Source organism: Carboxylicivirga caseinilyticus (assembly GCF_050589785.1).
Lineage (GTDB): Bacteria > Bacteroidota > Bacteroidia > Bacteroidales > Marinilabiliaceae > Carboxylicivirga > Carboxylicivirga caseinilyticus.
In genome coordinates, this window is sequence record NZ_JBNGOX010000051.1 from 1 (window position 1) to 14,671 (window position 14,671).

Below are 14,671 nucleotides of genomic sequence, written 5' to 3' on the forward strand. Positions count from 1 at the left end.
ATAGATAAATTTCACACTATGACTGATGAGCTTATGATATAAATCTGCAATTATTTTTCAACCACAAATTACACTGATTTCACCAATTAAATTTTTATGATTTACTTTAAAATATCCTTCTAAAGAAACCTCAAAGGCTGTCTGTATAAGCCGTGGGTTTTAACCTACGGTATTAAAAGCATCATTAAATCCGTCTCACAAAGTAGCCAGCTTTGCCGATTAATCTTATTGCGCCGATTTGCTATCTAATTTCTATCTACACTCTTCCTGTCATCAGATAAAGAAAAAATCTATAACACACACACTATAATTGATGAACTTATGCAATAAATAACTATTTGATCCAACTCATGAAATAATTTTTAAAGCTGCGTTCATCTTATTTTTCAAAAATGAAGAAAAGTTAATACCAAAAAAATATTTTATTTTTTTTATAAACAAGTTATGAACATTTTTCCCTCCGATAATCAATAGTTCTATTGACTCTTTAAAATAAAAATCAACTTCCGATTAATTCATATATTATTGACCAACTGCAACTTAATAAATCCTATAAAATTTACATTTTTAAAAGGTGATGCATCTTTGACCAATGCACTTGTTCCTTGTTTAAGTCTAAATTTTAAATACTTTAATAAGTTAAATTTTTTGATTAAGTATAACAATTTTAAATTTATGGCGTACTAGACGAAAAAACACCTGAATTATATTGATGATGATGAAAGTATTACTTTTTGTGGGGGCCATAATGGCATGTTTAGTACATATTGATGCGCAATCTTTAAAGAGCACTAAGACTTTTGAAGGTGACAAAATTGTTTATCTGTCAGATAGTGTTTATTACCTGTTAGATTCTGTTTATTCATACACTTCAGTAAACAATAAACTGGCTGTAAGCGCAAGAACCTACAATAGCTATGATTCAAAAGGAAATATCCTGGAATCCAGATCTCAAAAATTAGAAAATGGAATCTGGGCAAATACAACTCTTATTTTTTATACTTACACAGATAATAATTCCGGTTATACTCAAAACCATTCACAATGGAATGACGAAACAAAGAGTTGGAATAATATCTGGAAAAAGTCCTTTATAGAAGATCAGGAAAACAATAAGCTGAATATTATCTACTCTGAATGGATTGACAGTTCCTGGGAATATATCTGGCAACAAGACCAATATTATAACCAAAACTGGCAATTACTTTCATACCAGACAGTAAAATGGAATCCAGAACAAAATAAATGGGAATCCTATTGGGATTACAATTGTTATTACGACAATAATGGTAATTTACTTCAAACCACTCATAAATCATTTAATACAGAAACACAGGTATGGAGCGACGAATGGGAGTGTATCCAAAATTACGAATCTGGAAATCTGATCTCTGAACAAATAATTGATTGGGACCCTGAATTAAACAACTGGACAAATATCCGATACACGGATGTTAACTACTCAACAGGCAAAGTTATCAAAACAAGAAATAGTTGGAATGAAGATAAATCTGACTGGTCAAACAGCATGTTGATAACAGAAGTAACTGATGAACTGAATTATATTACAGAAATTGAAAAAGAGTTATGGGATGAGAATTCTACTTCTTGGAAACCTCAAAGCAAAGATGTTTTTACATATGACAATAATTCAATAAAGTCTTCTGAAACAACTTTATACTGGAATTCTAATACTTCAGACTGGCAGAACAACTTTAAAAAGGAATATTTCTACTCACAAACTTTACTGCCTGGTGAGGAAAATATAATTTCAAAGGATTATGAGTTGGTTCTATATCCTAATCCTGCCAAAGATGATATGTACTTAAAGTTTAGTGGCGATGCCGAGCAACTAAAAATTTTTAAGATGGACGGCACGCTGGTCATGCAAGTACCTGTTCCTCAGAACGGGCAATATATTAATGTTAGCAATTTAAAAAATGGAGCTTATATAGCTAAAATAAGCTTTAAGGATGGTGTTGCACAAACCAAATTTGTTAAAAAATAGTGTGTAATTTTTTTTCTCAGGGTAAGTGAACTTACTACAACATTCAAAACAGTATATTTAAATAATCACGGAGGCATATACAGATGAAGAGAATAGCACTTGTATTATTACTGATAATTCCATACTTAGTTAATGCACAAGTTAGTGGAGGGAAATATTATGTCGCAACCGATGGTAGTGATTCCAATCCGGGGACAATTGATCAGCCTTTTGCCACTTGGCAAAAGGGATTTAAAATGGCACAGCCAGGGGATACAGTTTTTTTTAGAGGAGGGGTATATCATTCGATAGAGGTTAACAATATTAACCCTGAAGCATATGGAGGACCATTGGGATCAAGCGGAACAGCTGAGAATCCAATAGTATATATGAGTTACCCTGGTGAATGGGCTATCTTAGATTGTTCATATCACTGTGATTCTATACCTGATAATCCATTTGGAGGCAAATATAACTCTGCTATTAGCATACAATATGCTGAATATTTAACCTTTAAAGATTTTGAAATTAGAAATGTCTTTCAATGTGACAGCGTCATTGATGGGGCAATTACATCTGCTTATTCATGTAACCTAACATTTGAACATATTGTTATGCATGACATAGGACAAAGAGGTTTTTATATTGCAAGTGGTGTATGGAGTGAGTATAATGGTACCGATCCTAAGACCCCTGTTGATGAGCCTTATTGGGGATATGATCATCATGATACAACCAAATTTATAAACTGTGATGTTTATAATTTATGTGACTCATTAGTAAGTAATATTGGTAATGCAGCTGATGGATGGAAAACAATTATTTATGAAGGAGGATATATGCTGTGGGAAGGATGTAGGGCCTGGAATTATACAGATGATGGAGTAGATCCAACAGGTTTAAAAGGAAAGAGGGTAATTAAAAATTGTTGGTTCATGGCAGGAGATAAATATATTAATACCGATGGTGGTGATGTTGAAAGAAATGGAATTAAAGCATCTGGTCAATTTGCCCACTGGTATGACCCAAGTGTAACATACTTAACAATCTCAAATTGTCTAGCATATAATTGTAATAGTGGAATTGTCGAATTGGATGCGGGTGGATATGTACGAAATAACGCATTAATTTATAACAACACAATATTCAAATGTGGTGTGGGCATACGTGCAAATGCTGCCACTGAAACTAGTCCAAGAACTTCTATTTATAAAAATAATCTTGTTTATGGAAGTACAAGCTATGACCCTGGAGGTTTAAAAATTCCTTATGATATATCTCTTATGACAGAGGATTATATCCATAGTAATAATTCATGGATTTGGTCAGAAAACTACCCTCACTTTAAGTCAAATCCCAATTTTACAATTAACGAAAAAGATTTTAATAATTTAAATCACGAAGCAATTGTAGCCAATATTACAGCCCCAAGAAAAGCTGACGGGTCTTTACCGGATATGACAGCTTTAGCTTTAGCTCCTACTTCCGATCTAATTGATGGAGGAACTAATGTTGGACTTTCTTATAATGACTCTGCCCCCGATCTTGGTGCCTTTGAGTATACAGTTGGCGCACCAACTGCCAAATTTTCGACTTCAGCCACCTCTGTTAATGTTGGTGAAGAAATCTCATTTGATGCAAGTGAAAGTAGTGATGATGGCAACATAGTATCCTACAACTGGAACTTTGGAGATAATACTACAGGATCGGGAATCAATGCTACGCATGGCTATTCCAATGATGGAACCTTTAATGTTCAATTAACAGTAACCGATAATACAGGAAATACAGCTACAGCAACAAAAACAATAATTGTAAATAAAATCAGAACTTTGGAGATAATCTCATATTCTCCGAACTCTACAATGGACATTACTAATGTATCATACTATTCACCTAGGGACCAATCCATTAATATCAGCATTCTTAACAATAGCAATATAGAAGTAAATTCCATAACGCAGGAAGCTTTGCAAGGCGATAATCAGGTTGAAGTTGATCTTTCAGGATTGCCGACTGGAAATTATACTATAAATCTAAGTGATGAATCTACTTCTGTAAGCTGTCAGGTATACAAGGAGGAAGCCAGATCATTGGAGATCCTTTCTTATTCACCTAACCCTACTTCAGATGTTGTGAATATTTCATACTATTCTCCTAAAGTCCAAATTATAAACGTCAGCATTTTAAACACCAATAATTATGAAGTGTTAACTTTAACACATAATGCTTTGGAAGGAGAAAACAATCAGATTGAAGTAGACCTTACCAATCTGGCTAATGGTGAATATACAATAACATTGACAGATGAAATAACTTCCGTAAGTTGCCAGGTAATCAAAGAAGAAGCCCGGGTGCTTGAAATCATCAGTTATACAGCTTACCCAACTTCAGGATCTGTAAACATAACCTACTATTCACCTAACAATCAAAACATTGAGATATCAGTTGTAAATAGTGAAGGAATACAGGTCTTAAATTCAACTCATTCAGCCAGCGAAGGTGAAAATAATCATACTTCAGTCGATATAAGTGGATTACCAAGCGGAGTTTATATTATTTATTTATCAGATAATAATACAAAAACAAGCTGTCAGGTAACTTCTACCAATGATTCAAATCCGACTGAAGTATTAAAATTAAATGATTTTACTGAATCAAGTTACGATTTATTTACTGTCTCCTATTATTGTCCAAATGCAGGAAATGTTACCATTGAAGTATTTAATAATACAGGTATGCAGATCAAAAAAATAACTGAATCAGTTACTAAAGGTAATAGTGAAACGAAAATAGACCTAACGAATGCTGAAGCAGGAGAGTACAGAATCAGCTTATATGATGGTATCACATCTGTAAGTTGTTATGTAAGCAAATTAGAACAGGAAATACCGTATGAATTTGAATACCTTTCCAGCTCCCCTAATCCAACAGTGGATTTATTCGCCATTGAATTTACTTATACTGAATCAGCCCTTTTAACAATATCTGTTATAGATGAAACAGGTAGAACTGTTCTGATTGAGGAATATCAGGCTAATAAAGGCTTAAACAAAGCGGTAGTTAATTTATCTGAATTAGCAGCCGGTAATTATTCTGTTAAGATTAGCGATGCTGATACCAACGTTGAAACAACCGTTACCAAACAAAGCTTCTATCAGTAGATTTAATCTTAAAAAATAAATAATAACCCCTGATTTTAATAATCAGGGGTTATTATTTAATGTAATATTATTAAAAGTTAGAATTTTAAAATTAAAATTACAGCTATTTAATGCTAAATAATTCATGTTGGTCAAAAAGAAATAATTTACAAATATTGTTTGATTTAGATTGTTTACTTTAAACAGATTTAAGTAGTTTAATTAATCTATTAATTAGTATCTATACATAATGTTATGAAAATACCGTTTTCAAAAATTTCCTGTAATGGTAACGAATTAAAATACGTTACAGATGTACTTGAAAGTGGCTGGCTAACGACAGCTGAGAAAACATTTGAATTTGAAAGAAAGATTGCTAATTATGTTGGTGCTAAATATGCCTGTGCTGTGAACAGTTGTACAGCTGCCTTACACCTTGGACTGGAGGCATTAGGAGTTACTTATGGAGATAAGGTTTTTGTGCCCGACATGACCTTTACAGCAACAGCAGAGGTGATCCGATATCTGGGAGCCGATCCGGTCTTTCTTGATGTTGAATATGGCACTTCATTAATTACCCCTGAAATTTTGGAGCAAGCCATCCTGCAATATCCTGACGTTAAACACCTTATTATAGTACATTTTGGAGGACAAGCTTGTGAAATGACTAATGAACAGAAAAACGGAATAATTGATTTGTGTCAAAGAAATCAAATTAAGGTTATGGAAGATGCGGCTCACGCCTTTCCGTCAAAGTGGCAGGGAAAATATATTGGTACATTTGGAGATATCACCTGCTTCAGTTTTTATGCCAATAAAACTATTACCACGGGTGAAGGAGGAATGCTACTTACCGATAATGAAGAAATTATTAAACGTGCTAAAACCATGCGACTCCATGGAATTAATCGGGATGTCTGGGATCGTTTTACTTCTGAAAAACCTTCATGGGAATATGATGTAGTGGCACCGGGATTTAAATACAATATGCCGGATATAAGTGCTGCCATTGGTTTAGCTCAACTGGAGGTTGCGGAAGAACTCAGACTAAAGAGACAATCCATTGCTCTACTTTATTTTGAGAACCTCAAAAATATAGAATGTATTGACCTGCCTCTGGTTAAGGTAAAGTTTGAAGACCATTCCTGGCACCTATTCACCATTACTTTAAACCATAAATGTAAAGTAAACAGGAATGAATGCATTGAAGCTCTAAGTAGCAAAGGTATTGGCACATCTGTTCATTATAAACCGCTTCACAGAATGACTTACTATCAAAATAAATATCAATTAAAACCTTGTGATTTTCCTGTATCAGAAAATATATGGCAGGGAACTTTATCACTACCCATTTACCCTGATATGAATATTAATGAGGTTGAATATGTCTGCAATGTCTTAAAAGAAACACTGAGTTAAGAACATTAAAACTTAAAACATTACTTTTTAATCAATCACAACTTTTAAAGTTCTGTTTTCTGAGTCTCCTGATAAAGAGATAAAATATACTCCTGGCTGCATATTCCCGGTTGGAATATCCACTAATTGGGAATTTATTTGACTATTTTTTAGTTGACTACCTTTAATGTTATATATTGAATACTGATTGTATGCATTATTATTTCTAAGTTCTATAATAAACCTGTCATTCATTTTTTTTAAGGTAACAGTATTTTGATCAACATTTCCATTATCAGTTGGTACACCTTCCCATCCTGCTATTCTGGCAAGCATCCACCACATGGCTTTCATTATACGTAATGAACCTACTTCGCCTATATGATCACCATCTTCTTTTCCTTGTATTACATTCCAATTATCATCATAATCCATTGTATTATCCGGATGAATATGAGCATGGTAACGCAATGTACCACCATCATTCCAAACACCTTCATACTTTTCCCCGGCATTATTCCAACAGAGTATATCAGCATAATCGAAGAGTATACGTTGGGGATCTTTATTCACAAACTCCCTAATATAATTGTGTTTGATTTCACGCTGCACCCCATCTTCATTTCCTTCCGAATCAGGATAAGTGTCATCCACAGGGCCCGTAGTAAAAATGATCTTAGTACCCCAGCCATTATCAATACAGTATTGCTGATAATCAAGCACCGTATTCAAATAAGTATCCATACTTACACTATTCCCAGTTAATTCAGTATCCTCAGAATCCAAGCCCCAGCGCTTGATTCCTTCCGGCCTTTCAGGACCTCCTTCAATAGTTCCTCCCCAATGAACATTATAAACAGGATCCAAGCCACCTCCCGGCGCTGGATCATAATACATATCCCAGCACCACACAAAACCCATCACATCAAAAACATTACCTGTATTATTTTGGTTTGCTATCCTAGCCTTATAGCCATCAATAGCTGAAGAACTTGCAAAGTAAGTTTCTTCTCCAACATTGTCAATTTTTCCAATTCGAAGAAATCCTGTTGTTTCTGCCGGAGGTGTACCTCCAAAATAAGTAGATTGAAATTTTGAATCAAACTGTTCCAAAAGATTAGATCCATAATTAAAAGTTGAAGAATGCGATTCTCCGGCCATCTCCACCAACATGGTTTTAACCTTATTAAGATATTCATCCGGAATCTGATCATATTGATCAACAACAGTATGATCAGCAATTATCTGAGCTTTAAGCCCAACCAGAAACACAGTAAAAACAGTGGAAATTACTAACTTTTTCATTATGGTGAATTTTAATTTAGGTGTAAAAGAAATATTAATAAAATTTCATTTATGAAAGTTAAACAACAATTGAATACATTTGTTTAAATCCAAGGTAAAAACAAATATAAAATGAAAATTATACTATCATCTATTTTTTTGTTAATGATGCTTATTGTATTAGGAGCTTGTGATTCGAAGGTTGAAGATAAAAATATTAATATAGTTTATCTCCATCACAGCACCGGCCGAGTCATCTGGAACGGAAAACAAAGTTCAGCCATCGCCAAACGTATCCTGAACAAAAGTACTAAGGTTGCCGGATTCTTAGGCATTCAGGCTGAATTACCCAGACTTTTTGATAATTATAATACCTTAAAAAAAGTCAATTACCAAATTACAGAAATGACATTCCCCAAAGCTTCCCCTTATGGATGGAACAACTATCCTTACGACTATTATAATATCTGGGTGAAACATGCCGAAGAGGCTTACTACCTTGAAGAACCAACCCTCGAGGCTTTAAGTGCCATGTATGATGTCATTATATTTAAACACTGTTTTCCGGTTAGTAATATTGAAGCCGATTCTGATTCAAGCAATGTTGATTCTGAAGAAAAAACAATTGGTAATTATAAATTACAATACCTGGCTCTAAAGAAAAAACTACTTTCCTTCCCTGAAACCAAATTTGTTTTATGGACACCAACAGCATTGGTGAAAAATGCAACAAATGAAGAAGAATCAGAACGAGCCAATCAATTTTACAATTGGGTAAAAGAAGAATGGGATAGAAATGGCGACAATATCTATTTATGGGATTTCAGACAATTGCAAACCGAAGGCGGCTTATACTTTAAGGAAGAATATGCCCAAAGTACAAATGATTCTCATCCCAATCAAAACTTTGCAAATATAGCTGTTAATAAATTATTTAATCGCCTAATTGATATCATAGAGAATAAGGGACAGGGAACCTCACTGACAGGAGAAGAAATAAAATAAATTTAAATATTCCAGTAATAATTCATTTAAAACTCTTTTGTGACTAATCAATCTTATAGTTTTGCTTCATAAAGGCAATGATTTCACGGGTGAACACTTCTGCCGAATGACGCATTAAATGACTCTCATCAAAAAAACTGTCTTCCCTTAAATACAATGAATCATTTTGATTATAGACATAATAGTCTACTTCTTTACCGCATAAGCTTTTTATTCTTTCTTCAAAAGCAGGGCTGTGAGGTTTGTAGTTTGGAGGGAATACAATAATTAATTTAGTACCGGAACCTTTTATTTGCTGAATCATAGTTTTAAAGGTATTAACCAACTCTTCACTTTCCTGATCAAATGCATAAGAATCATCATTAATAAAAGGATAATTCCAATCCTTGTTATACCACGATATTGGCATGGAACCACAGGATAACAATGAATCATGCGGGGTAAATTTTTTAGTCCTCAAATCAAAATTTGATTTATTCAATCTATTCAGGAGTAATAATTGGGAAAAAACTTTTTCCTTATTATCTATCTCTGCCAATTTTTTCCAGACAAATGGATATTTTATCAGTGGATATAAGCGATCTTTCCGGAACATCACCGTTCTCTCTGGAATAAGTTCCTGGTTATCATCAACAACCAATATAGTATATTTAGGAACTTTATTAAATTTAAACAGAGCTTCAAAAAGAAAAGAATGGAATGAAACATCCGAACCGGGATAACAGATATTATAAGCAGACAATGTTAAGCTATCCTGAATAATAGAGGCAATGACATCCCTTCCTCCTCTTGATGAACCAGCAACGATGACATCTTTATTCATATTCCCATTAAGAATCATCTCCAGCCGTTTGTCAATTTCTGATTCAGCTGACCGATTGGCAACTAAATAGAAGGCCTTATCCAACAACCAGAATAAAGTGAGAAAAACAAAGATTTTAAAATATAATTTGCCCATTAAAACTGAAAATAGATAAAACTTTGAACATCATTCTTAAAAACAATAATCACTGCCATTAACCAAAAATAAAGCCCCCATCTGAGCGAGCAATATAATGTGCCTTTTTTTTGCCATCCTACACTATAACGCGAAAACAGTGCCGGATAATCATTAGCCAATAATTCTCCGGTCATAAAAATAATAACCAATAGTAAGCTGAACAATAACACCACTTTTTGATTAATTGGTAATATCAAGGCATCCCAATGCCCTCCCAGGCCTGATAAAAAACTGAACGCTTTACCAAGATCCGGCGAAAAGAAAAAAACCAAAGAAAAGGCATAGAATAAATAAGTTAAGCCCCGGCCTGTCCATATTCTTAAACTTCCGGGCCATTTTGTAAAAAAACGTTTTCTCCAGCCTTTGGTGAAAAACTCATAGATAATGGCAATAGCCTGAATAACACCAAGTATCATAAAGTTCCATCCGGCACCATGCCATATGCCAAATAAGGTCCATGTTAAAACCAGAGCATAAATTGGTGCGAGATTCCCCCATTTACGTCTTCGAAACATGGTTTGCTTAAAAATATAGTCACTAAACCATAACGACAAAGACATATGAAACTTTCTCCAGAAAAGGGATACATTTTCTGCAAAAAACGGACGGCTAAAATTCGGCAATAAATTGATTCCGAACATCCTGGCAATACCCAATGCTATATCTGTATATCCTGAAAAATCAAAATACAAATAGAGAGGTTGAAGCAAAATTACTGTTCCTAATAAAGTCGCGTTTGCGGAGGAAATATCAGAATAAGCCACAGTTATTAAGGGTGCCAATTGATTGGCAATAACTACTTTTTTAAAGGCCCCTATCAAGGCTAACCGTAATCCTTCTATTATATTTTCTTGCTTAAAAACAACTGTTTTTTTTAATTGTGGTAGAAAGTGATTGGAACGCTCAATTGGTCCGGATAAAAACTTAGGAAAAAAGATTAAATAGAGTAAGAAATCAATGAAATTTTTATCCGCCTTTTCCCAACCCATTTTTATATTAATCAAATAACCAATGGATTGAAGGGTAAAATAGGAGATGCCAATTGGAATAATGAGATTGGATAAGGTAGTAAAAGTAAAATTAAAATCCAGTAATTCAATAAACGGATCAATAGCAAATGAGGAATATTTTAAAATAACCAGCTGTCCTATATTTATCAGCAGTCCTGTCCGAAATATCCATTTTCTGCTTTTGGCATTCTCTAGCTTAATACCAATGATATAGTTTACCAAACCATAAACAAGTACATAAAGTAACAAAAAATAGCTATAACTGGCTACAAACCCTCCACTTAATATAACTAACAATGTAGATCTGTACTTGTGATTAAGCAGATAATAAATAAATACTGCTCCTAAAACAATTAAAGTAAATTCAATAGATATTATATCCATAATGATCATGCCTTAAGAAAATCATACGATTATACACAGTATAATAATAAGGCGAACAATTAATATGACGGGGGATGCTTATTTTTTGATCAATCAATAAATGAAAAAAACATACTCAAAGCCTTTTTTATCCTATCCCTATCTTCTTTATCCAGATTTGATCCGGAAGGTAAACATAAACCATTGTTAAAAAGGGCTTCTGAAACACCGGTAAGATAGGCATCATAGCATTTAAATACTGGTTGTAAATGCATGGGCTTCCATAATGGACGCGTCTCTATATTCTCTTCTTCCAATTTTTGTTGAAGAATTAAACGTTGAATACCGGTTACTTCCGGATTAATAATGATAGTAGTTAACCAACGGTTTGAGTAAAATCCTTCTGGTTCAGGTTGAAAGGAAACTCCCTTTATTCCTTTAAAAATATCCCAATAGAACACAAAATTCTCCCGCCGTTTCTTTACACGCTCATCTATAACTTCCATTTGACCACGCCCTAAACCGGCCAGTACATTACTCATCCGGTAATTATACCCGATTTCGCTATGTTGATAATGAGGTGCCTGATCTCTGGCCTGAGTAGCTAAAAACCGGGCCTTTTCAATATAAGCCTTTTCATTGGAAAGTAAAGCCCCTCCTCCGGAAGTAGTAATTATTTTGTTCCCATTAAAAGATAAAATACCCAGTTCTCCAAATGAGCCTAAAGGTTTTCCATTCAATTGACTACCTAGTGCTTCAGCTGCATCTTCAATAACTGGGATACCATAGGTACTGGCAATCTCCATAATTTCATCCATTTTAGCCGGCATCCCATATAAATGCACCACAATGATAGCCTTAACTTTCTGCAGCTTTCCATTCAATTTACGCTCTTCCAGAGCCTGCTTCAAAAGAATCGGATCCATATTCCAGGTTTCCGGTTCACTATCAATAAAAACAGGCTTAGCTCCCTGATAAATAATAGGATTAACCGATGCTGAAAAAGTAAAAGTAGAAACTAGTACTTCATCTTCTTTTTGCACACCTAAAAGAACTAAAGCCAGATGAATAGAAGCTGTCCCTGAACTTAAAGCTGCTACATGATTAACATTACAATAGCCAGCAATAGCTGATTCAAAAGCATCCACATTAGGACCTAATGGCGCTATCCAGTTCTGATCAAAAGCCTCTTGTATGTACTTTTGTTCATCCCCTGACATATGAGGACTTGATATATATAGACGTGTTTTTTTTGATTTCATATACTTAAACTTGATCAAACAATTAAGTTGAAATTACCATAAAGATAGTAAAGCATTGATGATTACAAAATACATGAACTACTTAATCTATCTTAAAATAAGAGCAGCCATGAGAATCTAGTTGGTTTATTTAAAACCAATTATCGTTTGAATAATTAATTTAATGTCAAGACCTAAAGTATGATTATAATAATAATCCAAATTAATTTTAACCTTATCAGGCCAAATTACCTCATCATTAAATTTCTTAGGATCATTAACAGTTGATAAAAGCTCTTCTTCATTAACATATTTTAAAGAGGCCGGACCTGTAATTCCTGGCCGTAATTCCAATATTTTTTTTTCCTCTCCTATTAATTTATCGTAATATTCCGGCATATCCGGACGCGGCCCTACAAGGCTCATATCTCCAATTAATACATTCCATAGCTCCGGCAGTTCATCCAGTTTATACTTACGCAAAATAGAACCCAAAGGTGTAATTCTGTTTTCACCTTTTATGGAGATCGAATTACCGCCATGTCCAACTGTCATGGTCCTGAACTTATAAATAGTAAAAGGCTGACCAAATCGACCTACCCTTTGTTGGCAAAAAAACACAGGCGATCCCATATAGATTTTAATCAAAAGAATAATAACTATATAAATTGGCAAGAGTAATATCAAGCCTATCAATGAAAACAACAGATCACTAATTCTCTTTACAAACATTCCATTTTTCTTAAATATAAATACAAAGACATCAAGTATTCATTAATAAATAATTTAATTATTCTTTTAAATTCCATTTTCATTTGGGTTTCTTCCCATTCAAAAATTGAAATAAATGAAATTACTGCCTTTAAACACACCAAAAATAAATATCACAAGAAGTACAGAAAAATAAGATAGCCATCTTATGATTACATTTTTATTATTGAAGAATAAAAATTTGTTAGGATAAAATTCATCTCTGAATTCTGATATTAATAATATAGCTATGCCCAAAAAAGCGTATAGAAGGACAGTTTTATCAATATAAACCGGACCAAAATGTGTAAACATTTTTATAACTGCCAAAATACCTTCTGACACAGTATGTCTTATACCACCAGTCAGAAACGAAAATGCAAATATTATATAAGTAATAATTATACTTATTAATATATACCACACTTTCTTTGTTAAATTAAAGCGCCGTTCTATCTCAGATTTTCTTTTTTTTGTGATTGCTTCAAGACTTATAAAAAATCCTTGATAAAAGGCCCAAACTAAAAAAGTAAGGCGTGCTCCATGCCACATTCCCATAATAAAGAGTGTCAATGTTATCGTAAATACTACACCTTTCATTTTATATTTCCGCAGCATAAATGACAATGGTGTATACACATAATCTAATATCCACGATATCAACGACATATGCCACCTCCTCCAAAACTCAGAAACTGACATTGCAAAAAACGGACGATTAAAGTTTGGTCGTACTTTTAGTCCCATAACACTTGCCGCTCCAATGGCAATTAATGAGTAGCCGCCAAGGTCACAATAAATTTGCATGGGATATAACAATGTTGCAAGAAATATTGTTCCACCTGAATGTTGATCAATACTTGATATTATAGGATCAATATAAACGGATAACCTGTCTGCAACTACCAGTTTCATAAAATAGCCCCATAATATCATTTGCAATCCCGTTACTACCATTGGGTAATTAAATTCCATCTTTTTCTTAAACTGAGGAAGCATACTAGGCGCGCGTTCTATAGGTCCGGATAGAACCAATGGGAAATATGACAGGAATAAGGTTATTAAACCGAGATTCTTTTCAGCCTCAATTTCTTCATTGTAAACATCAACAATGTATCCAATAGCCATAAATGTATAAAATGAAATTCCGATTGGTAACATCCAGTTGATTTGTGGTAAATGCCATCTTAATCCAGTCAGTTCTAAAAGTGAAAAAATACTTTCGTTGACAAAATTGTAATACTTAAAAAAGAAAAGTGGCAGTAAAACCAACAGTAAACCTATTGTCAAAAGGATCTCTTTTTTTTTATAAGACTTAGATTTGTCAATAAATAGGGCAAAACTATAAGTCACAATTGAGACTCCTAAAAGTAATAGGGTAAAAACAGGTTGAATATTAGTATAAAAGTAAAGGCTTGCCAATAGAACAAATCCCCATCTCAACTTTTGAGGAAGTATAAAATAAATAAATACAACAAGAGGGTAAAAAA

General features: G+C 33.7%; 10 protein-coding genes. 4 read left to right on the plus strand and 6 right to left on the minus strand.

The annotated features are described in order from the left end of the window. The first annotated feature begins 718 nt into the window (after positions 1-718). The 3 genes from ACRD62_RS19615 (at position 719) to ACRD62_RS19625 (ending at position 6,549) form a co-directional block, all read left to right on the plus strand. The gene (locus tag ACRD62_RS19615) at positions 719-2,008 is read left to right on the plus strand and encodes a T9SS type A sorting domain-containing protein (protein WP_430821821.1); all 1,290 of its coding nucleotides are present in this window, start codon (positions 719-721) and stop codon (positions 2,006-2,008) included. Between the two features lie 83 nt (positions 2,009-2,091). After that, positions 2,092-5,151, plus strand: coding sequence for a right-handed parallel beta-helix repeat-containing protein (locus ACRD62_RS19620; protein WP_430821822.1), 3,060 nt, complete (start codon positions 2,092-2,094; stop codon positions 5,149-5,151). Between the two features lie 234 nt (positions 5,152-5,385). Next, on the plus strand, positions 5,386-6,549 hold the full coding sequence (locus tag ACRD62_RS19625) for a DegT/DnrJ/EryC1/StrS family aminotransferase (protein WP_430821823.1): 1,164 nt from the start codon (positions 5,386-5,388) through the stop codon (positions 6,547-6,549). 27 nt (positions 6,550-6,576) lie between these two features. On the opposite strand, the gene ACRD62_RS19630 is transcribed toward ACRD62_RS19625, so the two are convergent. Continuing rightward, a complete protein-coding gene (locus ACRD62_RS19630) occupies positions 6,577-7,833 on the minus strand; it encodes a T9SS type A sorting domain-containing protein (RefSeq protein WP_430821824.1) in 1,257 nt (418 codons plus the stop codon). Positions 7,834-7,944: 111 nt separating this feature from the next. On the opposite strand from ACRD62_RS19630, the gene ACRD62_RS19635 reads away from it, so the two are divergent. Next, positions 7,945-8,817, plus strand: coding sequence for a hypothetical protein (locus tag ACRD62_RS19635; protein ID WP_430821825.1), 873 nt, complete (start codon positions 7,945-7,947; stop codon positions 8,815-8,817). Positions 8,818-8,860: 43 nt separating this feature from the next. Here the strand turns inward: ACRD62_RS19635 and ACRD62_RS19640 are convergent, their stop codons facing one another. From ACRD62_RS19640 to ACRD62_RS19660, 5 genes are all read right to left on the minus strand, one after another. Then, a complete protein-coding gene (locus ACRD62_RS19640) occupies positions 8,861-9,775 on the minus strand; it encodes a hypothetical protein (protein ID WP_430821826.1) in 915 nt (304 codons plus the stop codon). Further along, the gene (locus tag ACRD62_RS19645) at positions 9,775-11,211 is read right to left on the minus strand and encodes an MBOAT family O-acyltransferase (protein ID WP_430821827.1); all 1,437 of its coding nucleotides are present in this window, start codon (positions 11,209-11,211) and stop codon (positions 9,775-9,777) included. Before ACRD62_RS19645 ends, ACRD62_RS19640 begins: the two co-directional genes overlap by 1 nt. A gap of 89 nt (positions 11,212-11,300) precedes the next feature. Next, positions 11,301-12,452: a DegT/DnrJ/EryC1/StrS family aminotransferase gene (locus tag ACRD62_RS19650; protein WP_430821828.1), complete on the minus strand. Its 1,152-nt coding sequence runs from the start codon at positions 12,450-12,452 to the stop codon at positions 11,301-11,303. A 126-nt stretch (positions 12,453-12,578) separates the two neighbouring features. Continuing rightward, positions 12,579-13,163 (minus strand): sugar transferase, encoded by a 585-nt coding sequence (locus ACRD62_RS19655; RefSeq protein ID WP_430821829.1) that lies wholly within the window; start codon positions 13,161-13,163, stop codon positions 12,579-12,581. A 99-nt stretch (positions 13,164-13,262) separates the two neighbouring features. Continuing rightward, a complete protein-coding gene (locus ACRD62_RS19660) occupies positions 13,263-14,471 on the minus strand; it encodes an MBOAT family O-acyltransferase (protein WP_321409480.1) in 1,209 nt (402 codons plus the stop codon). Positions 14,472-14,671: the final 200 nt, after the last annotated feature.

Coding starts and splice junctions, on each gene's coding strand:
- ACRD62_RS19620 (WP_430821822.1), top strand. CDS start 2,092: ATGAAGAGAATAGCACTTGTATTATTACTGATAATTCCATACTTAGTT.
- ACRD62_RS19655 (WP_430821829.1), bottom strand. CDS start 13,163: ATGTTTGTAAAGAGAATTAGTGATCTGTTGTTTTCATTGATAGGCTTG.
- ACRD62_RS19650 (WP_430821828.1), bottom strand. CDS start 12,452: ATGAAATCAAAAAAAACACGTCTATATATATCAAGTCCTCATATGTCA.
- ACRD62_RS19625 (WP_430821823.1), top strand. CDS start 5,386: ATGAAAATACCGTTTTCAAAAATTTCCTGTAATGGTAACGAATTAAAA.
- ACRD62_RS19630 (WP_430821824.1), bottom strand. CDS start 7,833: ATGAAAAAGTTAGTAATTTCCACTGTTTTTACTGTGTTTCTGGTTGGG.
- ACRD62_RS19645 (WP_430821827.1), bottom strand. CDS start 11,211: ATGGATATAATATCTATTGAATTTACTTTAATTGTTTTAGGAGCAGTA.
- ACRD62_RS19615 (WP_430821821.1), top strand. CDS start 719: ATGAAAGTATTACTTTTTGTGGGGGCCATAATGGCATGTTTAGTACAT.
- ACRD62_RS19635 (WP_430821825.1), top strand. CDS start 7,945: ATGAAAATTATACTATCATCTATTTTTTTGTTAATGATGCTTATTGTA.
- ACRD62_RS19640 (WP_430821826.1), bottom strand. CDS start 9,775: ATGGGCAAATTATATTTTAAAATCTTTGTTTTTCTCACTTTATTCTGG.